At 42.5% G+C, this 23,933-nt stretch carries 22 protein-coding genes; 14 read left to right on the top strand and 8 right to left on the bottom strand.

The window, feature by feature from the left end; all coding sequences use genetic code 11:
• The first annotated feature begins 467 nt into the window (after nt 1-467).
• The 6 genes from I3254_RS01770 (at nt 468) to I3254_RS01745 (ending at nt 6,019) form a co-directional block, all read left to right on the top strand.
• Nucleotides 468-815 carry a hypothetical protein gene (locus I3254_RS01770; RefSeq protein WP_238050721.1) on the top strand — a complete coding sequence of 116 codons (348 nt, stop codon included), beginning with the start codon at nt 468-470 and terminating at the stop codon, nt 813-815.
• A 380-nt stretch (nt 816-1,195) separates the two neighbouring features.
• On the top strand, nt 1,196-2,254 hold the full coding sequence (locus tag I3254_RS01765) for a TRAP transporter substrate-binding protein (protein WP_102093490.1): 1,059 nt from the start codon (nt 1,196-1,198) through the stop codon (nt 2,252-2,254).
• A gap of 18 nt (nt 2,255-2,272) precedes the next feature.
• Nucleotides 2,273-2,800 (top strand): TRAP transporter small permease subunit, encoded by a 528-nt coding sequence (locus I3254_RS01760; RefSeq protein WP_238050715.1) that lies wholly within the window; start codon nt 2,273-2,275, stop codon nt 2,798-2,800.
• Nucleotides 2,797-4,086, top strand: coding sequence for a TRAP transporter large permease (locus I3254_RS01755; RefSeq protein WP_238050714.1), 1,290 nt, complete (start codon nt 2,797-2,799; stop codon nt 4,084-4,086). The genes I3254_RS01760 and I3254_RS01755 overlap by 4 nt, the downstream gene beginning before the upstream one ends.
• Nucleotides 4,087-4,320: 234 nt before the next feature.
• Nucleotides 4,321-5,373, top strand: coding sequence for a 5'-nucleotidase (locus I3254_RS01750; RefSeq protein ID WP_238050712.1), 1,053 nt, complete (start codon nt 4,321-4,323; stop codon nt 5,371-5,373).
• 40 nt (nt 5,374-5,413) lie between these two features.
• Nucleotides 5,414-6,019, top strand: a complete 606-nt coding sequence (locus tag I3254_RS01745) for a rhomboid family intramembrane serine protease (RefSeq protein WP_179799513.1) — start codon at nt 5,414-5,416, stop codon at nt 6,017-6,019.
• Nucleotides 6,020-6,082: 63 nt separating this feature from the next.
• Here I3254_RS01745 and I3254_RS01740 read toward each other — a convergent pair whose 3' ends face one another.
• The 3 genes from I3254_RS01740 to I3254_RS01730 all read right to left on the bottom strand — a co-directional run bounded on the left by I3254_RS01740 (nt 6,083) and on the right by I3254_RS01730 (nt 8,926).
• Entirely contained in the window at nt 6,083-6,631 is a 549-nt protein-coding gene (locus I3254_RS01740; RefSeq protein ID WP_238050710.1) for a hypothetical protein, read from the bottom strand.
• Nucleotides 6,632-6,792: 161 nt separating this feature from the next.
• Complete coding sequence (locus I3254_RS01735) at nt 6,793-8,661, bottom strand: sodium:solute symporter family protein (RefSeq protein WP_101205297.1); 1,869 nt, start codon at nt 8,659-8,661, stop codon at nt 6,793-6,795.
• A 4-nt stretch (nt 8,662-8,665) separates the two neighbouring features.
• Nucleotides 8,666-8,926 carry a DUF4212 domain-containing protein gene (locus tag I3254_RS01730; RefSeq protein ID WP_101205298.1) on the bottom strand — a complete coding sequence of 87 codons (261 nt, stop codon included), beginning with the start codon at nt 8,924-8,926 and terminating at the stop codon, nt 8,666-8,668.
• Nucleotides 8,927-9,689: 763 nt separating this feature from the next.
• Here I3254_RS01730 and I3254_RS01725 point away from each other — a divergent pair.
• Nucleotides 9,690-11,186, top strand: coding sequence for an alanine/glycine:cation symporter family protein (locus I3254_RS01725; protein ID WP_102093499.1), 1,497 nt, complete (start codon nt 9,690-9,692; stop codon nt 11,184-11,186).
• 136 nt (nt 11,187-11,322) lie between these two features.
• On the opposite strand, the gene I3254_RS01720 is transcribed toward I3254_RS01725, so the two are convergent.
• Nucleotides 11,323-12,960 carry an electron transfer flavoprotein-ubiquinone oxidoreductase gene (locus tag I3254_RS01720; RefSeq protein ID WP_102093511.1) on the bottom strand — a complete coding sequence of 546 codons (1,638 nt, stop codon included), beginning with the start codon at nt 12,958-12,960 and terminating at the stop codon, nt 11,323-11,325.
• 551 nt (nt 12,961-13,511) lie between these two features.
• On the opposite strand from I3254_RS01720, the gene I3254_RS01715 reads away from it, so the two are divergent.
• The 4 genes from I3254_RS01715 to I3254_RS01700 all read left to right on the top strand — a co-directional run bounded on the left by I3254_RS01715 (nt 13,512) and on the right by I3254_RS01700 (nt 17,183).
• Entirely contained in the window at nt 13,512-14,294 is a 783-nt protein-coding gene (locus tag I3254_RS01715) for a DUF1285 domain-containing protein (RefSeq protein ID WP_238050708.1), read from the top strand.
• 207 nt (nt 14,295-14,501) lie between these two features.
• Entirely contained in the window at nt 14,502-15,491 is a 990-nt protein-coding gene (gene murI, locus I3254_RS01710) for a glutamate racemase (RefSeq protein WP_238050707.1), read from the top strand.
• A 171-nt stretch (nt 15,492-15,662) separates the two neighbouring features.
• Complete coding sequence (locus I3254_RS01705; RefSeq protein WP_238050705.1) at nt 15,663-16,673, top strand: DUF4062 domain-containing protein; 1,011 nt, start codon at nt 15,663-15,665, stop codon at nt 16,671-16,673.
• 210 nt (nt 16,674-16,883) lie between these two features.
• Entirely contained in the window at nt 16,884-17,183 is a 300-nt protein-coding gene (locus I3254_RS01700; protein ID WP_057761845.1) for a hypothetical protein, read from the top strand.
• 117 nt (nt 17,184-17,300) lie between these two features.
• On the opposite strand, the gene I3254_RS01695 is transcribed toward I3254_RS01700, so the two are convergent.
• The 4 genes from I3254_RS01695 to msrA all read right to left on the bottom strand — a co-directional run bounded on the left by I3254_RS01695 (nt 17,301) and on the right by msrA (nt 21,135).
• Nucleotides 17,301-18,761 (bottom strand): lytic murein transglycosylase, encoded by a 1,461-nt coding sequence (locus tag I3254_RS01695; protein ID WP_238050703.1) that lies wholly within the window; start codon nt 18,759-18,761, stop codon nt 17,301-17,303.
• Nucleotides 18,762-18,987: 226 nt separating this feature from the next.
• Nucleotides 18,988-19,701, bottom strand: a complete 714-nt coding sequence (locus tag I3254_RS01690) for a DUF1499 domain-containing protein (RefSeq protein ID WP_238050701.1) — start codon at nt 19,699-19,701, stop codon at nt 18,988-18,990.
• Nucleotides 19,702-19,750: 49 nt separating this feature from the next.
• A complete protein-coding gene (tmpT, locus tag I3254_RS01685) occupies nt 19,751-20,443 on the bottom strand; it encodes a thiopurine S-methyltransferase (RefSeq protein ID WP_238050699.1) in 693 nt (230 codons plus the stop codon).
• 170 nt (nt 20,444-20,613) lie between these two features.
• Nucleotides 20,614-21,135 carry a peptide-methionine (S)-S-oxide reductase MsrA gene (msrA, locus tag I3254_RS01680; protein ID WP_238050697.1) on the bottom strand — a complete coding sequence of 174 codons (522 nt, stop codon included), beginning with the start codon at nt 21,133-21,135 and terminating at the stop codon, nt 20,614-20,616.
• A gap of 259 nt (nt 21,136-21,394) precedes the next feature.
• Between msrA and cmoA the strand changes: the two genes are divergently transcribed.
• The 3 genes from cmoA (at nt 21,395) to cmoB (ending at nt 23,925) form a co-directional block, all read left to right on the top strand.
• Nucleotides 21,395-22,180 carry a carboxy-S-adenosyl-L-methionine synthase CmoA gene (gene cmoA, locus I3254_RS01675; RefSeq protein WP_102091757.1) on the top strand — a complete coding sequence of 262 codons (786 nt, stop codon included), beginning with the start codon at nt 21,395-21,397 and terminating at the stop codon, nt 22,178-22,180.
• 31 nt (nt 22,181-22,211) lie between these two features.
• Complete coding sequence (locus I3254_RS01670) at nt 22,212-22,775, top strand: hypothetical protein (protein ID WP_102091756.1); 564 nt, start codon at nt 22,212-22,214, stop codon at nt 22,773-22,775.
• A gap of 103 nt (nt 22,776-22,878) precedes the next feature.
• The gene (gene cmoB / locus I3254_RS01665; protein ID WP_238050694.1) at nt 22,879-23,925 is read left to right on the top strand and encodes a tRNA 5-methoxyuridine(34)/uridine 5-oxyacetic acid(34) synthase CmoB; all 1,047 of its coding nucleotides are present in this window, start codon (nt 22,879-22,881) and stop codon (nt 23,923-23,925) included.
• The last annotated feature ends 8 nt before the right edge of the window (nt 23,926-23,933 follow it).

Here is a 23,933-nt window from a genome sequence, read left to right as displayed (position 1 = left end):
ATCGTAGCGCCAATGGTAGTGTGGTTCGCCCATGTGAGAGTAGGTCATCGTCAGCTCTCTATTCTGAAATATCCCCCAACATTAGCTTGTCGGGGGATTTTCTTTGTGTCTATCTTTTATTCCTAATGATCTACGCAGAAAATCCTATTTAAAGGTGAGCAAGGAGTAACGACTGTCTGGGAGACAGTCGTCCGTAGCGCAAGACGGAAGGCTATGCCGGTAGATAGCTCTTGCTTTGCCTTAACGGTGCTCTTCTCGTTCGTCAGCTCTCTATCCTTGAAAAGCTCCTTGATACTGACGTATCAAGGGGCTTTTCTTTGTGCGCGGTTTGGTAATAAAGCTTAGTGCAAGAAAGTTTAGTGCTAGATGTTTCGGTCAAAACGCAAACCTTCCTACGAATCAGCTTGATATGATATTATTTATTCACTTCTAGAATCTACAATCTCTCATTTATTTTGGAGCACATTATGGGAGTTTCACTCTACTATACTGCTGAACGTTCTACTCTCTTGACTCAACAGGAGCAAGAGAAAGTTGCGTCAATAGTCGATGAATATAATGAAAACTTCAAGCATGCAGATGATGCAGAGACTTTCGATCTCTATGCATATGATGATAGTGAGTCAGAGGTCATATTAGCAGGAGCTACAAAGCTACCTGCTAGTATGGATGTAAAAGATCTTATGTATACCTTAGAGCATTGGCTACAATGTTTGACTGAGATTCGTCTTGCGGTAACTGATGCAGAATGGCATGTACATCTAGATGATAACGATGCTGTGTGGGTAGATGATAAGTGGCAAATGGAAAAGTAGCGCTTCATCGCTATTATTATTTATCTAAATGCTTATATCAGTTTCTATATATTCATATGATATTTACAAAAAAAGCTCTCAACTGCGTAGCAGGCTGAGAGCTTTTTTATGAGGAATTATTTTATTCTGCTTACTTTTTACTATTATCTATATAGACAATTCAAGTATTAAGATTATATTTATAATATGAATATATCCTTTATAATATGCTCAAAATGATTTGACTTCTATCATTATAGCTGCTAATTTTAAACTGTTCTTTTATTACAGGTATGTAAAAAATATATCTAAATCTTGTAGCCAATTTAATCCAGGATGAATCAAATTGTCTGCTCGTAATACCTTACTCCTATTCTCATAATTATCAAAAGGAATTGATAATGAAGTTAGCTCCTCTTTTTTCAATTGGTGCTTTAGCCGCTATTAGTCTTCTTGGCTGTTCTAACCAATCTGCTGATACGACTGATGGCTCATCAGCGACTTCTCAAGAAACTACCGTGCTACGGTTTTCGCATTTTTGGCCAGCAACCTCATCTATCAGTAAAGAAGTCTTTGAGCCTTGGGCTAAACAGATAGAAACAGATTCTGACGGCCGCCTAAAGGTTGAGCTGTATCCATCGGCGGGCCTTGCTAAAGCAGACGTTACTTACGAATCTGCTGCTAAAGGTACGATCGATATCGGTTCACAAGCGCATGGTTATACCAACGGTCGCTTTCCTTTGACTCAGATTACTGAACTTCCAGGTTTATCAAATTCAGCAACCCAAATGGGCTGTATGCTACAGACCTTATATGATGACGGTACTTTAGCAGGTGAATACGAAGACTCACATTTATTATTTATGTACGGGGCTGGACCTGGGGCGCTTCATACAACTGATAAGCTAATTCGAACACCTGAAGACATGAAAGGTATGCGTATTCGCCGTCCTTCAGCTGTTGCTGGCGATATTATTGAAAGCGCTGGTGCTTCGCCAGTAGGTTTACCTGCTAATGATATGTATACCTCGTTACAGCGCGGCGTTGTTGATGGTTTGAGTTTCCCTTGGGAAGCAGTAACAGCATTTAAAATTGATGAGATTACCAAGTATCATACCAATATTCCTTTCTATAGCTCAGCGCTTATGGTCACGATGAATAAGGACAAATATGACAACTTACCTGATGATCTAAAACAAGTTTTGGATAAAAACTCAGGGATGGCATTAGCTAATAAGGTCGGTGAAGTGTTTGATAAACATGACCAAATGGCAATTCAAGCTGCTAAAGATAAAGGTGATGAAATTATCGAAATTCCTGATCCATTAAATGATCCAGACTGGAAAGGGCCACTTGAAAGAGGAACACAAAAATATCTAAAGGATGTTAATGCTTTGGGTTTGGATGCTGATAGTGTCTATGAAAAAGCAAAAGCTGCCAGTGCTGCCTGTAAGGTCTAACCTAATTGGAGGTGTCACATGGCATTTTTAGTCAAGCTCAGCGTTTTAATCTCTAGATTATGCCAGTTTATCGGTGGGGTGAGTCTCATCATCATTGTCCTAACCACCATGCTCGACGTCGTCGCACGCTACATATTCAAACTCACCGGCGGTGAGTTTGGCTTTACCGTCAAAGGCAGTGTAGAGATCGTCTCCTACTTTATGCTATTTGCATTACTCGCTGCCTTTGCCGCGTTTGTCGAACGCTCACAAATCATCGTCGACGTCTTCACCCAGAAAATGCCACAGTCTATCAAAGGCTACCTTATGGGTATCTTTATGATGGGCTTCTTTATTATCGGCATCGTCTTCTCATGGGGGCTCTACGAGAGCGCCATTGACGCCTTAGAGTATGGCAAAGTCACCCAAGACCTTCGAATATCCATGATGCCTATCTATATGGTTAGTGCATTCTTAAGCATCCTAATCGCCATTCGCTCATTGATCGAATCCATCAACATCTTTAAGACAGGCGAATTCTTTGACGCCGAGGAGACAGGCGCATGAGTCCAGAAATTATCGGTGCGATTGGCCTAGTGGTCATGATCCTGCTTGTCGTCTTACGCGTACCTGTTGCACTTGCCATGTTAGGGGTAGGCTTAGTCGGTTTTGGTGCGGTCACCGCGCCTAGTGGTGCTCTGCAAATGCTCAAAGACATCCCAGTCGATGTCTTAGCAAAGTATGACTTTAGTGCCATTCCCTTATTTATTCTTATGGGCGTGTTTGCGACTCACTCAGGCATGGCAGGTAAACTCTTTGAAGCCACCCGAACCATATTTGGCGGGGTAAGGGGGAGTCTTGGTATTGCAGGTATTGGTTCATCCGGTATCTTTGCCTCTATCTCAGGTTCATCACTCGCCACTGCCTCTACCATGACCAAAGTGGCGTTACCGCAAATGGAGAAGTACGGCTATCAGCCAGGCTTTGCCTGCGGTATCTTAGCCGCTGGTGGTACGCTTGGTATTATGATTCCGCCCAGTATTGCTCTACTGGTCTATGCCATCTTAACCCAGCAGTCAGTAGGTGACATGTTCATCGCTGGGTTCCTACCTGGTATGCTCGGTATGGTGATGTACTCACTTACCGTCATGGTGATGGTACGCTGGAAACCGCATTTAGCAAAACGTGGTGAGAAAACGTCTTGGAAAGCCAAGCTACTGTCACTGACGGGTCTGATCCCATTTAGTTTTATCTTTATTGTGATTATCGCTGGTATCTTCTTTGGGTTATTTACCCCAACAGAAGGCGCCGCAGTAGGGGCGTTTGTCTCTTGGGCTTATGCCTTTGCTAAAGGCATGCGTTTAGATGGTTTAAAGCAGTCATTAATTGAGACACTAGCGCTCTCTGCAGTGGTGTTCTTTATGCTCTTAGGCGCTGAGGCACTAGGGTACTTTATCTCGGTATCGCGTTTGTCTTATTCGTTGGCGTCATGGATTGGTGGGTTAGCTGTCAGTCCGATGGTTGTGCTGATCTGTATCTTATTCATGTATTTCCTGTTGGGATTATTCATGGATGCGCTCGCGATGCTGGTAATCACCATTCCCGTGGTATATCCCATCATTCTAGCGTTAGGGTTTGACCCAGTCTGGTTTGGCATCATTGCGGTATTGACGGTAGAGCTTGGTTTGATTACGCCGCCAATGGGGATGAATATCTTTGTGATTAAGGCAATGGCACCGCATATTAAGCTGAGTGATATGTTCCGCGGGGTGGCACCATTCATTGTCTCTGATGTGATTCGTTTGGTTATTTTGGTGATGTTCCCTGCCATCTCGCTTGTGCTGTTGGGGTAGGTTTAACCTAAACCTTCATGTGTAACGTTATTGTATGAAGCCATATTGCTAATACAGCAGTGTGGCTTTTTTATTGGCTGATTCTTTGACTAAGAGTTAAGAGAAGGACATCTTACAAACTTACAGTCTGTGACGCTGCATGATGATAACTTTTCTTAGTGTTATAAAGGCTTATGAATGTAGTAAACTGGTTTCCATTCATTTTCCTATATAACTTTATAAGTAGAGATAGTCATGGCTGTCGATTTTAGTAATACGCTCATCGTCGCAATTTCTGCGACGGCACTTTTTGATTTGACGGAGTCAGAAAACTATTTGCTACAATTGCTAGAGCAACGACCTGCAAGTGCTATAAAAGAGTTTAGGGAGTACATGACCGAACGTGAAAATGATCCTTTGAATATTGGTGCAGGTTATCCGCTGATTAAAGCGTTACTAAACCTAAATAAATATTGTGATAATAACGATGGACGAGATTCAGACATTGAAACACCATTGGTCGAAGTTGTTATCGTGTCAAAAAGTAGTCCAGACACTGGTATTCAGGTACTTAATGCAATTCTAGAACATGACATTAATATCTCCCGTTCTGCTTTTATTTCAGGTAGCCCTGTTGCGCCTTATATCAAAGACTTTAACGTTGATCTGTTTTTGACTACCAATCGTGATGATGCTCAGCAAGTTGCGGATGCCAATATCTGTGCCTGTGCCATACTAGACGCTACGCCTGTGAATACTTATGAGCTGGATACTGAGCAGCTGCGCATTGCCTTTGACGGGGACGCGGTGCTTTTTGATGATTCAGGTGAACTGCTATACAAACAAAAAGGGCTACGAGCCTTTCATGATCGTGAAGTACAAATGCGTGATTTACCGATTGAAAAAGGTCCTTACGCTGAATTATTGATTAAATTATCAAATCTGCAAGAGCGCCTACCTGCTGATCTAAAATACTCGCCAATAAAAATTGCGCTTGTGACCGCGCGTAATGCACCAGCTGACTTGCGTGCTATTAAGACATTGCGAGAGTGGGGCGTGAATGTTGATATGGCGTTTTTTTTGGGAGGACTAGAGAAAACAGCGGTACTCAGAACATTTGCGCCGCATATCTTCTTTGATGATTCAATCAAGCATATCGATGCGGCACGTCGCTTTATTCCTACGGCCTTGGTTCCTTATCATTCGACGTCATTATTGCATGGTGATAACTATCTCACTGCGGATGAAGATGCATCACTATTATCGTTCAAACCTGCTGTACGCCCACTATTTGCTGTAAATCATTAAATAGGCATAAAAAATTTAGATAATAAGGATAGGATGGTATATGAATTGGCAGCAGTTGCTTCACTTAATTGTCGTACGAATAAAGCAGGTCATCGGACTATATGCTTTTGTACTTATACCGATGTGGGGTATGTTTTTTCTAAATGAAGTGGCCTTATTTGGACTGTGGAATATCTTTGGTATTGTACCGCGTGCTTTAGATGTGGGTAGTATGATAGGGGTATTTGCTTCATGGACCATGCATGGCAATTTGTCGCATTTGACTGGCAATACGGTGACGCTATTACAGATTTTGTTTTTGTTTGGACTGTTTGAGAAGAATGCTTATCGCACGGTAATTAAACTGGTGGTCGCCTCAGGACTGGTCACTTGGGTTATCGGGTCGCCATCTTCTATCCATATCGGCGCATCAGGGCTTTGTTTTGCAATGTTAGGTTATATGATAGGCGGAGCTATATTTGCGCGGCGTTGGGGTTATCTGATTGCTTGTATTGTTATGGGGACTGGTTATTGGCTGACCATTAAGCAAGGATTGATGCCGCAACAAGGTATCTCATTTGCGGCACATTTTGGTGGCTTGTGCGCTGGGCTATTGCTAGGAGCTAATTCAAAGCATACTTATTCAGCCGCTTCTCAACGCTATTAAAAGCAACTGGATGTCAGTATTTAATGAACCAGCATAATCATAACCGTACTAAGCGTTATAGGATCAGACGATTTCATCAGTACAGATTTTGATAAATAAAGGATCGTCTGTAGTCAGCTCTCGCCACGCAGTGGTCTGTTTAACATGTTCATTCACCGTCAGTGTGTTACCTTTTTCTGGTATCACGTAGTCTGCTCGGGCAGGTGTAGTACAATCTATTACCTGTAAAATCTTCTGCACGCTTCTGCGTCTTTCAAACAAATACAAATTAACTAAATGCATATCTGGATTGTCAGCATGCATGCTAGCATTGCCCGTATCTGCCGCAATAAAGCGCAAGACTTGTGGTTTAACATAAGACCATGGGCGAAACCATTCCGTGCTTTCTGCTGTTTTGACAACTTCTACGCCTTCTGGCAGATCTCGCACTTGTTGACCATACCAGCTGTATTCCTGGTTTATCTGGAATGCAAACATCCCAATAGCAGCAAATAAGGGAATCAGCCATTTAGGTGCACGTTTGCCTGCCAGTTTGCTGAGGTGAGTTATGATAAGTGCTAGTCCAGCCATACCAAATGCGGCAGCGATGGTAGCGATAAACTCAAAAAGCATAAAATTTTCCTTAATGCGTTAGATGTGTCTAATTGAACCTCTTAGATAAAGTAAAAATCTAAAATTTAGTTATTATAGCTATAGGATAAAAAAATCACCCACAAGCAGCTACTGCCTGTGAGTGATATATAGTAACAGAAGATATATCCTCAGTTGTGAGCTTAGTGGTCGACCGCACCGCCAGCGCCACGTGGAGAACGTACGCTCTCAACCAGCTCTTGAATATGTGCTGGTGGTGGCGCAGTAGCATAAGATACAGCGAATGCTACGATGAAGTTAAGCAATGCACCAACTGCACCAAATGATAGTGGTGAGATACCAAATAACCAGTACTCTTCAGTATCAGGGAAGTTCGCTGTACCACTGATGAAGAACCAACCTTTGAACATAAAGATATAGACAAGAACGACTATTAAACCAGTCAACATACCTGCAATAGCGCCAAGATTGTTGATGCGTTTAGAGAAAATACCCATCATTAACACAGGGAACAATGAAGAGGCAGCAATACCGAAGGCCAGTGCTACGACCTGTGCGGCAAACCCTGGCGGATTCATACCTAAGTAAGTTGCTACTACAATCGCCACACCCATAGTGATACGAGCATATTTTAGCTCTTGTTTATCAGTGATATTTGGGTTTAAGTTACGTTTGATCAAGTCATGACTGATGGCTGATGAAATTGCGAGCAGTAGGCCTGCAGCGGTTGATAGTGCTGCTGCCAAACCACCTGCAGCAATCAGACCAATAACCCATGGTGGAAGCTGTGCAATTTCTGGATTCGCTAGAACTAAGATATCAGCGTTAACATCAAGCTCGTTACCTGCCCATCCAGCGTTAGCAAAACGACCATCAAGCTCTGCATCATGTGCAATACGAGCGGTTTCTACCGCTGCAGTTGCTGCAGCAACATCGCCACCGTCAGTTTGAGCAGTATTGAGGGCGATCTGAGCAGCACCTAACCCACTATCACTGTACAACTGAATACGACCATCATTGTTTAGATCGTTATACTTGATAAGACCTGTTTCTTCCCATGTCATCATCCAGTCTGGACGTTGATCATATTCTAGAGGCGCTTCTGCAACCCCTTGTGGGTAAACGGTGTCAATTAGGTTTAGACGAGCCATAGCACCTACTGCTGGAGCAGTAAAGTATAGTAGCGAGATAAATACCAGTGTCCAACCTGCTGTCCAACGTGCATCAGCCACTTTAGGTACAGTGAAAAAACGAATGATAACGTGTGGTAGACCTGCTGTACCGATCATTAGCGTCAAGGTAAATAGCACCATGTTTAGCTTGTTAGGAACATCGGCCGTATAAGAGGCAAATCCTAAGTCAGTCACAACTTGGTTAAGCTTAGTCAAAATAGGGACACCTGACTCGACATGGTTTGAAAACAAACCAAGGCCTGGAATCGGGTTACCGGTCAACTCAAGTGAAATAAAGACAGCAGGAATAGTATAGGCAATCATCAGAACCACATACTGTGCAACCTGCGTATAGGTAATCCCTTTCATACCACCAAGTACGGCATAGAAGAAGACAACAATAGCCGCAATGATAAGACCAGTACTACTCTCAACTTCTAAGAAGCGCGAGAATGCAACACCAGCACCGGTCATCTGACCGATAACGTAAGTGGTCGATGCGGTAATCAAACAGACCACAGCAATCATAGCAGCCGTTTTTGAGTAAAAACGATCGCCGATAAAATCAGGAACCGTGAACTTACCGAACTTACGTAAATAAGGCGCTAAAAGCATCGCTAGCAGAACGTAACCGCCAGTCCAACCCATCAAATAGGTAGAAGCGCCATAACCACTAGCAGCAATAAGACCTGCCATTGAGATAAATGACGCCGCACTCATCCAGTCAGCAGCTGTTGCCATACCGTTAACGACCGGATGGACACCACCACCAGCAACATAAAATTCACTGGTTGAACCAGCACGAGCCCAAATCGCGATACCGAAATAGAGAGCGAAGGATAGACCCACAAAAATAAGATTAATTACAAATTGACTCATGGGGCTATTCCTCGTCTACGCCATATTGTTTGTCTAACTTATTCATACGCCAAGCGTAAAAGAAAATTAGGATGATAAATATACCAATGGATCCTTGCTGAGCAAACCAAAAGCCCAGATCAGTACCACCGATTTTGATACCAGCTAACAATGGACGAAACAAGATACCAAAGCCATATGAGCATAGCGCCCAAACAACCAAGCTGCCGAGAATGAGACGAATATTGGCGCGCCAATATCCAGATGGATCGTTGTGGTTTTCCATAGGACAACTCCTTTTGTCTTACCTAAAAAATATCAACCATATAAAAAGAACTGCGATTATTTCTTACCACGAAAAGTATAAAAAATAGTCAGGTACTGCTTTATATAGTGAAAACGATGATGCGTGATAGTACGTTTAATGCTCGGTAATTCTCTACTTCAAATAAAAGTAGTTAACTATTTAAGCATCGTATTGACCTAAACCATCGAATGGCAAAAATAACGTTTCTTGAGGAAGACAGAAGGGTGGACTATCCAGTGTCTTTTTAACAATCTCGTCTTCCTGACAAGAGTTTTAATCTTTTTAACACGCTAACCTGTTGTGCTTCTTGTACTGATTAATAGCTTCGATAACCATAAAACAGTCTAAACGGATATAGAATTTATATTAGCACGGTTTAATAAAGATAATTGCAAACTACTGCGCATAAATAATAAGTAAATTACTAAAAATTAGTTTGCTTAACCTTCATTGAAAAACCCGACGTTACGGAAATGGTACGGCAACCGAGTAATTTATACGATTAAATTATCACTTAATCTATTCTATATAAGATGAAACATAAGCATTATTTATTTTAAAAATAACTATATAAAGTCGATAAGTAAACGTGATGGTCGCATGTTGCTCAATATCTATATCATGCACGTGTCTTTTTGGTATCAGGTATTTTGCACAGAGGCTTATATAGTCCATGGCAATCAAAATATGATATCGATATAAAATTTAAGTAACGCGTATAAAGAATGAATAAGGAGCCCATATGAACGAAGGGATAGTAGGTTGGTTTAATAACATCGTAAATTATGGTGTCGGTATTATCTGGGGTAACAATGACTGGCTAATTGCTAGTAACCCTTGGTATGGACTACTGATGTTCTTACTAATTGGTGCAGGTCTTTACTTCACCGTCGTGACACGTTTTATTCAGTTCCGTCATTTTGGTCATATGTGGAAGTTGCTACGCGTGTCCAACCAAGGACGCAAAGATGGTGGTATCAGCTCATTTGAAGCATTGATGACGTCGTTGGCCGCGCGTGTTGGTACTGGTAACTTGGCAGGTGTGGCAATTGCAATCTATCTAGGTGGACCAGGTGCTGTATTCTGGATGTGGATGACGGCACTGGTCGGTATGTCGACTAGCTTTATCGAGTCAACCTTAGCACAGGCATATAAAGTACCGCACAACGATAATGTGTACCGCGGTGGCCCTGCTTATTACATCGAAAAAGGTCTAGGCAAGCGCTGGCTAGCCGTGTTTTTCTCATTATGTTTGTTAGTGGCCTTTGGTTTGGCATTCAATGGCGTACAGTCCAACACCATCGCTCAAGCGACCAATGAAGCCTTTGGTGTGCCAACGTGGATGACAGGTTTGGTATTGGTAGTACTGGTAGCGCCAGTGGTATTCGGTGGTTTGCGTTCAGTAGCTCGTATCGCGGGTAAAATCGTACCAGTGATGGCTATCTTGTACATCTTGCTAGCGCTATTCATTATCGTGACTAACTTCAGTCAATTCCCAGCAGCGATCGCGTTGATTGTAAAATCAGCATTTGGCTTTGAGCAGGCAGCAGGCGGTGTCATCGGTTATGGTATTGCACAGGCGATGATTAATGGTATCAAACGCGGCTTGTTCTCTAACGAAGCAGGTATGGGTTCAGCACCGAATGCTGCAGCAACGGCAAAGAGTCATCCTGATCACCCAGCAGTACAAGGTTTTATGCAGATGCTAGGTGTATTTATGGATACCCTTATCATTTGTACCGCGACGGCGTCGATCATTATCTTGTCTGGCGTGGTCGACCCTAATGTCGAGCAAGAAGGTATTCAGTTAACCCAGCTAGCCTTATCACAGTATGTGGGTGACCTAGGTGTGGTGTTCGTGGCGATTGCGATTTTCTTCTTCTCATTTACGTCTATCATCGCCAACTATAGCTACGGTGAGTCAAATCTTGAATTTATCTCTGGTGCCAAAAACGCCAAAGTGATGATTATGGTTTTCCGCTTCCTAGTGTTAGGTATGGTATTTATTGGGTCTGTTGCTAGCCTACCTGCTATATGGAACTTCGCTGACTTGTCTATGGGTCTGATGGCCTTGGTCAACTTAGTGGCAATCTTGCTGTTGTCTCCTGTAGCGCTAAGAATACTACGTGACTATGAGCGTCAGGTAAAAGAGGGTAAAACAGGCGATCAGATTAAGTTTGATCCTGATAACTTTGTAAAACTTAGAGATGAAGCCAACCGTGATGCTTGGACAGATTAAGCAGAATTGATTGGTAAAACTAGCTTGTTCTAAGCATTAAAAAACCGCCCGAATCTTATGCAGAGAAGGGCGGTTTTTATTGGAGTACAGTTTTAATGATATTAACTGTACCAGCTCAAATCAGAATTATCCTGATTTACATGTTTGGATAGTTTGGACCACCGCCACCTTCTGGTGTTACCCAAGTGATGTTCTGTGAAGGATCTTTGATATCACAGGTCTTACAATGTACACAGTTCTGCGCATTGATAACAAACTTAGCACCCTCAGCATCTTTAACCACTTCGTATACACCCGCTGGGCAGTATAAACGTGCAGGCTCAGCATACAACGGTAAGTTGATTGAAATAGGTACCGTTGGATCAGTAAGTTTTAGATGCGTTGGCTGATCTTCTGCATGGTTGGTGTTAGAGATAAATACTGATGACAATTTATCAAATACTAGCTTACCATCAGGCTTAAGATAAGTTGGTTGATAAGCATGATTAGCACGCTCCAACTGATCGTAATCTGGGATGTTGTCATGCAAAGTGAATGGCATTTTACCTTTTAGCAAGTTGTGCTCGATAAAGGTGAAAGCGCCGCCCATGAACAGACCCATACGGTGAATCGCAGGTGAAAAGTTGCGCGACTCATAGTTATCTTGATACAACCATGACTCTTTGTACATTGTACTATAAGCAACCACTTCATCATGCTGACGTTCAGCTTGTAGCGCCTCAAAGATAGCTTCGGCTGCGAGCATGCCTGACTTCATCGAGGTATGCGTACCTTTGATTTTTGCTGGGTTTAAGAAACCAGCATCATCACCTACCAACACACCACCTGGGAAGGTGAACTTCGGTAATGAGTTTAGACCACCTTTGGTCAACGCACGTGCGCCGTACGAAATGCGTTTACCGCCTTCTAGAACGTTTTTGATAACAGGGTGCGTCTTTAGGCGCTGCATTTCATCGAATGGAGACATGTAAGGGTTGTGGTAAGACAAATCAGCCACAAGACCAAAGCTTACTTGGTTGTTTTCATCAAAGTATAACCACCAGCCGCCAGTAGAGCCAGTTTCAGTCAATGGCCAGCCAAGACCATGCATGACAACACCTTGCTCATGCTTTTCAGGCTCAACTTCCCATAGCTCTTTCAGACCGATACCGTAATGCTGAGGATCAGAATCTTTATCTAGATCAAAACGGCTGATTAAGCGTTTGCCTAAATGCCCACGGCTACCCTCAGCAAAAATAGTGTATTTGGCAAGAAGCTCATAACCAGGCTCAAAGCTTGGCTTGGCTTCACCATTGGCGGCCACACCCATATCACCAGTTAATACACCTCTGACCGAACCGTCGTCGTTGTATAAGATGTCATCGGCAGGGAAGCCTGGGAACATCATAACTTCAAGCTCTTCTGCCTGTACGGCCAACCAACGAACAACGTTACCTAGCGAGACAATATAGTTGCCATCGTTGTGCATCGGACCTGGAATCAAAGAGTCAGGCACTTTAGTTGAGCGTGTAGCAGAGTTCAAATAATAGAAACGATCTTCTGTCGCTGGCACGTTAAGCGGTGCGCCTTTTTCTTTCCAGTCAGGGATTAGCTCATTTAGAGCGCGTGGCTCAATGACTGCACCAGACAACGTATGGGCACCAAACTCAGAGCCTTTTTCGACCACACAAACCATAAACTCATCATTACCAGCTTCAATAGCGAGCTGGCGCAAACGGATGGCAGCAGACAGACCTGCAGGTCCACCACCAACGATGATGACATCGAACTCCATTGATTCGCGTTCGACTTCAGGTTCCGCGGCAACTGGCGCTACGACTGGTTCTGCTTTATCTAGCGTTGCGGTCTCTGTCGCTACTGGTGCGTCAGCATTCACAGTATTACCATCGATAACTGGCGTTTGATTGTCTTGCTCTTGCATACCTACTCCTAAACTTTTAGTGGCTTATCTCAGGGCATCATTAGCTTAACAACTGAATAATAGACTTGCGGCGCTAACGTCACTCAGACATATGGCTGCCCGATAAAACTGTCTTTGCGGCATCAATTGACCCGTTATGGTTAATACTGATTTATCTAAGGATATCAACGCATAACGTAAGATGTGTCATCAATACAACACCCACTTGACCATTTCAATAAAAAATCGTTACTCATTATAAAAGAAAAGTCCTACAAACACGATACGCATTTATGAGTATCGATGCTAAGGTAATGTTAAGAAAATGAGGTTGTTATAACGATAAAGTTTCATCATACCTGAAACTAAAATTTATAGTAATAATAGATAAGCCAAACTTTGAATACTAAATAAAGGGATTAATAATGAATAACGATAATAATAGCACTGAAGACAGCCATAAGAGAATAGCGGAAGCACCGACCAGTAAGACTTCTAGCCCAGGCAGCTTAGATAATTTAGATGCACTAAGCCAGTATATTAAGTCTACGAAAGGCACTCGCGAAGGGCGTGCGATACCACCACTTGAAAAATGGCATCCTGAAGATATTGCTGATATGGATTTGACTATCAAGGCAAACGGAGAGTGGTGGCATGAAGGCGGGCAAATGACCCGTGAGTCACTGGTCAGCTTGTTTGCCACGATACTATGGAAAGAAGAAAATAATGGCATTACTGAGTACTTTTTAAAGACCCCTGTACAGAAAATCCGTATCCAAGTAGAAGATGCACCACTGCTTATCAATGATGTTGGTATTGTCCATGAAGATGATATGAGTTGGTTGGAGTTTACAACGACGACAGGAGATGTGGTTCGCTTAGACGATGAGCATTCGATTGTATTAAAGGCATATAATTCTAATAAGATCAATTCTAATGACAGCGACTTTAGTGAAAGCGACTTTAATAACAGTGATAAAGCGAATCAATTGAGTACCGCTGACGATGTTGCAGATTCTCAGGAATTAGCATCTACAGAACAGGTACGCCCATACATGATGGTCAGAAATGGCTTAACCGCACTTATCGGCCGCAATACTTTTTATCACCTGACTGAAATTGGAGTATTATCAGAAGACAATGGTAATACAATATTAACATTACAGAGTGGTGGCCAATCTTACTCATTATCGATGCCTACTGATTAGGTATTATGTTTATCTATTAATTGCTGTATGCCGATGAGTGCTATAATTTTATAATGTCGCCTGATTCTATTGGTCTGAAAAATTCCTATCGTATAAAGGTAGTCGATGAAGAGCTGAAGTAGAGTAACGTCATATATGCAACATATATAGCGCATTTAATAGGGTAATGAAATTGATGAATAATATGATAATGGCATTAGCATAAAGATGGATATCAAAAATCAGACAGTCGAAAAACTCAGACCGTGTGTCGATATATCTGTTGACCAAAGTCCCAAAGCTATTGATCTAGTAGATGTCAATAAACATGCTGGTAATACAGTTGTAAGCGATAAAAACCGTAGCGCGCCCATTGGCGTGTTTGATTCTGGTGTTGGCGGTTTGTCTGTTTATTTGCATTTAGCACAGCAGCTGCCTACTGAGCGTTATGTATATTATGCCGATACACTAAATGTGCCTTATGGCAATCGCGACAGCGAAGATATTGAAGCACTAACACTAAAAGCCGTAGAGTGGTTACATAAGCAAGGCTGTAAACTAATAGTTATTGCGTGTAACAGCGCCTCAGCATATGCGCTAGATACTGCCCGACGCTGTTATCCACATATACCTATTGTGGGTCTTGTCCCTGCATTAAAGCCTGCGGTATTGGCGAGTAAGAGTGGTCATGTAGCGGTGCTGGCAACCAAAGCGACGTTGAATGGCACCTTATTAAATGATGTTATTATCAATTTTGCTCAACCTAATAACACAGTAGTCACTAAGTATTTTGATCCGCAACTGGTGCCTTGGGTAGAAGCAGGTATGTCAGAACAAGACGAGACAGCCGAAAGATTACGTCAACAGATACGAGTATTTGCTAATGAAGGTGTTGATCAGTTAGTGTTAGGATGTACGCATTATCCGTTTTTTAAGACATTTTTATTGGATGAGATTGCACAGCAGCAGCTGTCAATACAAGTTATTGATTCTGGTCAAGCGATTGCTGAACGGGTTAGACAGCTATTGATTGCAAACAACTTGTCTGCATCATTGATGAGTGAAAAACGAGAGAATCTGTCACAAAAAACCAGTAAGAAAAATACCATTACTAGACTGCCATTAACTTTTCACGCCACTAAATATAGTGATAGACTATGCGCTTTAGTTGAGCGCTTACTCGGTACAGAAATGGCATTGCAATACTACTCTCACTAGTTATTATCAAAGCTAGTGATATCAATACGCTGTATGCAACGCTGACTCAGTTAAAATAAATTGAGTGCATCTTTTCAAGCTAAGAGTATGCTAGGCTGAGTAAGACAAGATTTTTGTGTTCTATTTCACACCCTATCCTTTTTATGTCACGACCTACGCTTAGAGGTAATTGTGCCGAATCGTCGCTATCATATTCATATTATATGCGCTGACAATGACCAGTTGTTGGTTCTAGACAGCTTAGCGATATTTTTTCAGGCGCGCGCATTTCTGACCTATGATGTTTCTAGTAAATTATCTAAAGCCTCTTTTTATGGGCGCCAGTGTATTGACTCTTGTGATTACGCAGTCATGATCGTTGGCGACAGCTACGGGACTGTGCAAAAAAACGGCGTCAGCCAGATGCATTTGAGTTATCTAAATGCCAAAGCGAAGCTTAAGCCGCTAATTGTGTTGGTCAAAAACCACTCTCCAGACGCTGTTATCAGTCGACAACTTCAAGAGTTTATTAAGTTAGTCACCAAGCAAGATAACCAGCTACATTACTATGATACGGAAGAAGATATTGAGCCATTGCTAGTACAGGCTCATTATAATGCAGTCGCCAATAATAAAATGATAGGTGGCTGGGTCAGAGCGAATGACGAAGAGAATACGACTAGTAAAAAGGTCATGTATGAGAAGCCAGTCGATATATTACCTAGTACTACCGAGGTAGAGAACAACAGTCCTGATGACGAAGACTTTATATCGGATAAGGTTAGTGAGCCAATTGAGTTAACAGAGTTTTTTGAGATTCAATATAGTGCTCAGGCTTATGAGGGTGGCAATCTAACGGACGTAACCCGATCGCTAACCCTCTCGTGGCACGAGATACTCATGACACTCATGAGAATACCGTCTACTTTTTCGAGCTATGGCTTGCAAAATGCTATTAATCGTTTGATTACCGCTAAAGCGGAAGTAGACATCAAAAAAGAGATGCCAAACGTTCATGCTGTCTCACGCTGCCAAATCTCTCAAGCTGATATCAATAATTTGCAACGTAAGCTAGTCGGTGCAAACTGGATACAACTAATGACTTATGGCACGCGGGTATCACAAGAGCTTTGGAAACTTACCTTCTACGCAAAATACCTACTGCAAAATCATACCTCAAATACAAACAAACAAGACGAGTAATTATTCGCTAGCGTACTCAATAATAGCCATCTAAAACGTTCACTTAGGCATCACGACTACGTTTTGTAATACAAAGCATACGTGCGATGCTTGTGAATCTTCTTCAGACCCGTAATAATAAAGTCAGTCAGTTAACAAGATTAACAAGATTAACAACGTTAACTATTTTAGAATGACAACTATAATATTAATAATTAGGGAGAGCGTACGATGAGCAATGCTAAAAATGACGAGTTAAAAAGAGAGATTGATGGTCTAGAAAAGTCTATGCATGATGCTGATCAGTTTCATACGTTAGAAGAGCAAGTAGCAGATATGAAACGTCGCGGTATAGATCCTAGCAAGGCCTACAAAGATTTAGACAGTAAAGCGGAAGATGAAGATTGGGGCGATGCGACTTGGAAAGAAAATGGTAAGTGGGAGCCAAAAACAGCTGCTGATCTAGATGACAAAGCTCGCGAAAATTGGAATGGCGACAATGGTCAACCTAAGCCACCACCTATTGTCTAGACAGGTATTTTGAGAAAATGAGATAAGTTCTATTAATAATTATCTATAAATAAAAAAGCCACGCTACTATTAGCGTGGCTTTTTTGATGCATTTAAATAGTATCACTTATCTTACTACTATGAGCCTTGGTCTATACGAACAAGCTTGATAGTGCCATCGGCATCAGTAACGCGGCGATAACGTGTATTGCCAGAAGTTGATGAGCTCACTGATGGTTGAGATGAGTAGCTACTAGGAGCGGTCGTTTGCTGCTGAATTAATTGTCCCATGCGATCGGCAGGTGCAGGATTCAGGGGTTTGCTGTTTGCAGGCTGGCCGTATTGAGTTTGACTCGGCGCTGCATTACCAATGATGGCGCGATAGAACTTCTGGCCTGCGCGTCCGTCAGCTGGGAAAATGCCGCGACTAGTCTGATATTGCTGGATAGCGGTACGAGTATTGTCTCCGATGATGCCATCTACACCGCCAATGTCATAACCTGCGTTTAGCAACGCTTGTTGAATGTCTTTGGCCTGCTGGCGGCTGATACCAGGATCATCTGTCGGCCACGCAGTGATAAAGTCTGTTTTGCTGCTGTCTTCGCGAGTGATTAGATCTGATAAGTGTGCGATAGCCAATGCGTAGTTTTCTGAGGCGTTATAAGAGTAGAAAGTGTCGAAATTTTTACCCACCAAGAAAGCAGGGCCTTCCATCCCAGCGGGTAATAATAAGCCTGCACTGCTCAAGTCGTACGGTAACGGACTGCCATTAGCCAACGTTAGACCTTGGTCGCGCCAGTGGCTTATCGATTTTTTGTCTTTACGATTAGAAGCGGCCCAGAACCCATCAGGTAGTTTGACTTCATAGCCCCAAGGCTCGCCAGTACGATAGCCGCGATTGTCCAAGAAGTTTGCGGTAGAAGCGAGTGCATCAGGGACGCTATTGACCAAATCACGACGTCCATCACCATCGAAATCTACGGCCAATTCTAAAAAAGTACTCGGCATAAACTGTGTCTGTCCAAAGGCACCTGCCCATGAGCCTGTCATATCGTTTGGTGCGATATCGCCATTTTGCACGATTTTTAGCGCATTGGCGTACTCACCTTGGAAATAGCTTTGACGACGATCGAAACAAGATAAGGTCGCTAAAGACTCAAATAATGGTTTTTTACCTAGCGTTTGACCAAAGTTTGATTCTACGCCCCAGACACCGAGCACGTGTTCAGCTTTTACGCCATAACGTGATTCGATTTGACGTAGGGTCGAGCCCCATTGACGCTTGGCTCGGATACCGTCCTCGACACGCTCTTTGTCTACCAATGCTGATAAGTAGTCCCAGACGTCTTTTTGAAACTCTGGTTGATAATTCAGTGACTGAATGACGCTAGGATCAGGCTGGCTTGGGCGATAGTTATTAAAGGTATAACCATCAACACCGCTAAACTTGCTAGAGTTTTTTAGATTGTCTAAGCACTGCTGAAACTCGCTATTGGATAAATCAGGTGCTGGTGGCTGCGCGGCTTGAGCAGTGGTAGCAAGGCTGATGCCGACAGCAACACTAAGCAGCGACAAAGTAGAAAAAGGAGTCAAACGCATGAAAATATCCTATAAACGTTAAAATAGTTATCGAAAGGCAAAAAATGATATTAACGTAGAGTAACCAATCTAAACAGTAAAGAAAAGCTGTCGCAGTACCAAGGTTATAAATGGTTACGATAAATTGACGCTGCCGTGAGATTACAAGAGGATTTTATAGAGCTGAAAATGCAAAGCGTTAAACAGTACTTTATCGCGAGGACTATCTTTAGGAGGTATAACCTGTTTATTCGGCTAGCACACTATCTAGCTCTTTTATAAAGCTATGAATCCGCGCCGCATTTTTGCCCAAATCGCTCTGTCCAACTCGTGACTTACTGCGGATATCAACTAAGCGCTCGCTATCGTTGTCAGTCACACGAATGATCACATCATCTTTAAAGCCAAACCAAGCAGTCGTGTCTGTTGCTTCGATGATGCCTTTGTCTGTATCAGTATTTACAAGCTCCCACCCTAAATTTTCTATGGCTTGTTTGGATGCCTTAACCAATTCAGGCTTTGACTGAGCATGGGTCAGTGTCTGCAAATCAGGATAGGCAGTACGTTGTTGTTCAGCCAATTCTGCGCCTGCGTACGCTACGGGATTTGGCGCATCTGCACGCAATGGCGCAATCGCGACAAACTCAGGCGGATGCACCAAATCGGTAGAAATATCGTGAATAGGTGGTACATTTTTGGCCGTATTCATCATGCCAAGCGGGACAGCGATTGCAGCGACAGCAAGTACGGCTGAGGCTAGTGCGCTTCCAAGACTGGCTGTATTACGTTTAAATAATATCTGTATAGCCAACAATACCAATGCTGCGATACCAGCAAATAACCCAAATTTAAACCCCGCAAATGCAGTGCCTAATTCTACAACGCCAAACTTATACAATGGGCCTGCCAGAGCAACTAACAGAATAGCAATTACACTCATTAGACCGACTATCATTTTCATTCATTTTCTCCGTTGCGATTTAGCAGCTTGTTAAAGGTTATATGAGTTTTTATTTATTGCTCAATAGCCAAACCTGTTCTGTGACGGTGATATCAGGTGCAGAACCTATAGAAGAAGGCACGCTTGCTAGCTCACCGATTTGGTAGTGAGCGCTATAATACTGCTCTAATTGTTCGCCATTAATAGAGAAGGGTGGTCCATTCTTTTTACGCTGATCGTAATTTAGCGTGAGTAAAAGCTGCGGTGTTATTTTATTGTTAGCACCATCAACTTTACTGGTATCGCTACTAAGTTTCCGCACTTGCTCACTATATTTCACACGCATATCGGCTGGCAGGGCGATTAATGCCGCTTTATCATATACTGCATCAATATAGCCAATATCTTTAGCGGTCAGTGCAAAGATATCAGCAACCCATAAAGTGATGATCTGTCCCGACAACTGGCCTTGATAGTATTTAATCGCTGGATTGTCTGCCTGTTGATAGACAGTAGGTTGGATGTTTTGCTCAGCAAAAAATTCTTGTACGGCTGTTTCGACTAACTCAACGCCCGCCACATCATAGCCTTGCGTCGCCAGCCAAACCATATCAATAGATTTACCACATAACGGAACGAAGACACGGCTACCAGTAGTTAGATTGAGGTGGTCGAAATATTTAATCAATAATGGATTGACCATAGATTGATTGAATCCAATGCGACCTTCTTGCCAACGTTTTTGCCAAAACTCAGGGTTCATGCTGTAATCCTCTATCTGCAAGTTTTTATATGAATATTTAGCTTTAGTAATATTGATTGGTCATATCAAAGACATAAATAGTAAAAAGCCAAACACCTATAGCATAAGTGTTTGGCTAGTATCTAACATTAGGCTAAGAAGCTTTTTCAATAAATAATTTTTTATTGGACTTAACTAACCATATATTTGCTAAATTCTTTGCGCAGTTTGGCAAGCTTTGGTGGTATGGCAAAGTTGCAGTAAGCTTGTCCTGGGTTTCTGTTGAAGAAATCTTGATGTGAGTCTTCTGCTTGATAGAACTCAACGGCAGGATGTACTTCCGTCACCACATTGACACCCATATTGCGTAATTTGTTAATAGTACGGTCAACGGTCGGTTTTTGACTGTCTTCAGTGTAAAAGACCACGCTGCGATACTGACTACCGATGTCATTGCCTTGACGATCCATCGTGGTGGGATCATGCGTGGCAAAGAAGACATCGAGGATTACTTCTAACGGGACGATAGACTCGTCAAATTCTACTTTGATGACTTCGACATGACCAGTTGTACCACTACAGACAGCTTCATAATTGGCAGAGACAGCATCGCCACCCATGTAGCCTGAGACGACAGATTGCACACCTTTTACCGATAAAAATACAGACTCGGTGCACCAGAAGCAGCCGCCACCTAATACGATCGTTTGCATAATTTTTTCCTATTATTATAAATATGGGTCAAGCGCTATATTTGGTAGTGATGCTCTCGTTTTTCAATGCTTCTTTCAAACGCTTCATTACCCCTGGCAGTATTTATTCAGCTTAGCAGGCAAGCCAGAGGCGATAAGTAACAAACAGTAATGTTATAATGGGCTTTTGCTATCTTACTCCTTTATCAACTGATAATGACAAGCAAAATTCACCAAGTAATTCTTAATTTCAGTTCTATTCTAAAAAACGAGTCGCCCCATGAGCCAATCCCAGCCTACTATCAAACATGACACCTTATTTGATAAACCGTTTACCACGCCACTGGATAAGGCCGCACGCTTTTCATTTGATGAGCAAGTGGTGGCTTGTTTTCCTGACATGATTCGCCGCAGTGTACCCGGTTATGGACAGGTACTAGCGATGCTACCCATATTTGCCCGTCGTCATTGTAAGTATCGCCAGCAGAGCGATAGTGGTCAACGCGTTAGTCGTGTTTATGACTTGGGCTGTTCATTGGGTGCCGCCAGTATGACGCTAGCGGGTGAGTTCGACCCACAAGACTTACAGATTAAAGCAATTGATATTTCGCCCGCGATGACGACCGAGGCGACCACGCTACTGAGTGAGAATTATCCTGAGCACGATATCGAAGTGATCACAGCAGATATCCGCGATATTGAGCTTGAGCCGTGCGATATGGTGATTTTGAACTTGACGTTACAATTTTTGCCAGCTGCCGATAGGGTCGCGGTATTAGAGAAGATTTATGCGGCATTAAGTGAAGGCGGCATATTGATACTGACTGAAAAAACCCATGCGTTTGATGAGCAGTATGATGCGTGGTTGGTAGAGCGTTATTACGACTTTAAACGTGCCAATGGCTACACCGAGATGGAAATCAGTGGCAAGCGTAATGCGTTAGAAAATGTCCTCATTACTGACACGTTAGATGAGCATCATGCACGGTTAGATCAGGTTGGTTTTGCGCGTCATCTGACGTGGTTTCAGTTTTTGAATTTTGTCTCTATTGTGGCGTTTAAATAGGATTTACTTTGGGAGCGAACAAGGTGTTCATATGATTCCGTCTATAGTTGAACAAAATATTCATCAAGTGTTAATAAAAAAAATGAGCGTACAATCATTTGAGCAATGGTTATATGAAGATGATGTATTAGAGTCTAGCAACCCTGATTTGTATCTTGAACTGATTTCATTTAATTATAGTTCTGAAGATAATTTTTATTACCGTTTTTATGATAGTTTTGCGCAATACGTCCATTTTTATAAATTTGAAGCTGATCGCATAAAAGGGTACTTAAACTCAATTATTGATAGAGATGGAAATTGTAGTAATGCGATTTGGGTGATGTATGAGTTATATTGTAAGGGTTATGGTTTTCTCGGCAAGCTAGGAATTATATACGGGTTCTGCCTAGTAGACTACGAAACTTCGGAATCTAACCATAATATAGATACTATCTTAGATAAGTTGTATCCCGAGATTATTGATGATGCTAAAAATGTACGGAACTGGTTAGAAGAAGGCAAAGTTGTTTTCAAAAGTCAGGACAATGGTTATGGTGTTTTTGAATACGACGATCTTCGTAGTGAAACGGAAATTCTGCAAGGAAATGCGTAGTTCACGAATTTCAAAGAGTTTACATATTAAAACTTATCTTTCTTTATTTTAACCCTTTTAATTTTATTCATTTGAATATTAATCAATACGGTAACCTGCTTTTATGCTCAACGACACTATCATCAACGCAGAACGCGAATTATATTTAACCCTGCTAGAGCTGGCACAGCAGCAGCCGAGCGCTTATGAATGGCTCAAGCAATTACCAACATGGCTAGGTGACATAAAAGACAAAGCCAACTATGCGCACGCGCCTGCCTACCAAGCGTCAGTCGCTCGTTTGCCAAACTTAGCTGTCAATAACGTCGATCTAAACAGCGATACATTGACGATTGAGGCAGATCTAAATGAGTCTCAGCGCAAACAAACAACAGCACTATTAAAGCAGTTGATGCCGTGGCGTAAAGGCCCATTTCAGATTGGCGGTCAAATCGGCGATGATGAGTCAGGTATTAAGATTGATACCGAGTGGCATAGTGATTGGAAATGGAAACGCGTTGCGCCGCATTTAAGTCGATTAGACGGTCGCCGCGTATTGGATGTGGGCGGTGGCTCTGGTTATCACGGCTGGCGCATGGCAGGGGCTGGCGCAGATACGGTTATTATTATTGATCCGTCATGCTTGTTTTATCATCAGTTTATGGCGATTCGTCATTTCGTTGGTGCCGCAGATGCTAGTGATACAGGCAGCTATCGGACGCATTATATTCCTGTACCGCTTGAAGCCTTACCTGAGCACAGTCAGCTGTTTGATACCGTATTTAGCATGGGCGTACTTTATCATCGTCAGTCACCGTTTGAGCATTTACAACAGCTTAAAGGACAGTTAGTCAAAGGTGGTGAGCTGGTACTTGAGACGCTGGTCATTGAAGGTGATGCCAATACTGTACTGGTACCGCACGATCGCTATGCGCAGATGAATAACGTCTATTTCTTGCCATCGGTGGCGGCATTAATTGGTTGGCTAGAGAAAGCAGGGTTTTCAGATGTGCGCTGCGTCGATGTAGCAGTCACCTCGACTAAGGAACAACGACAAACCGAATGGATGACCTATCATTCGTTAGCAGACTTCTTAGATCCTAATGACTCTACTAAGACCGTCGAAGGATATCCTGCTCCCATGCGCGCGACTTTGATTGCCAAAAAGTAGCATTGATG

The organism is Psychrobacter sp. Ps2, from assembly GCF_022129405.1.
GTDB lineage: Bacteria > Pseudomonadota > Gammaproteobacteria > Pseudomonadales > Moraxellaceae > Psychrobacter.
The sequence above is the reverse complement of the archived record's forward strand: the minus strand, read 5'-3'. Positions and strand labels throughout refer to the sequence as shown.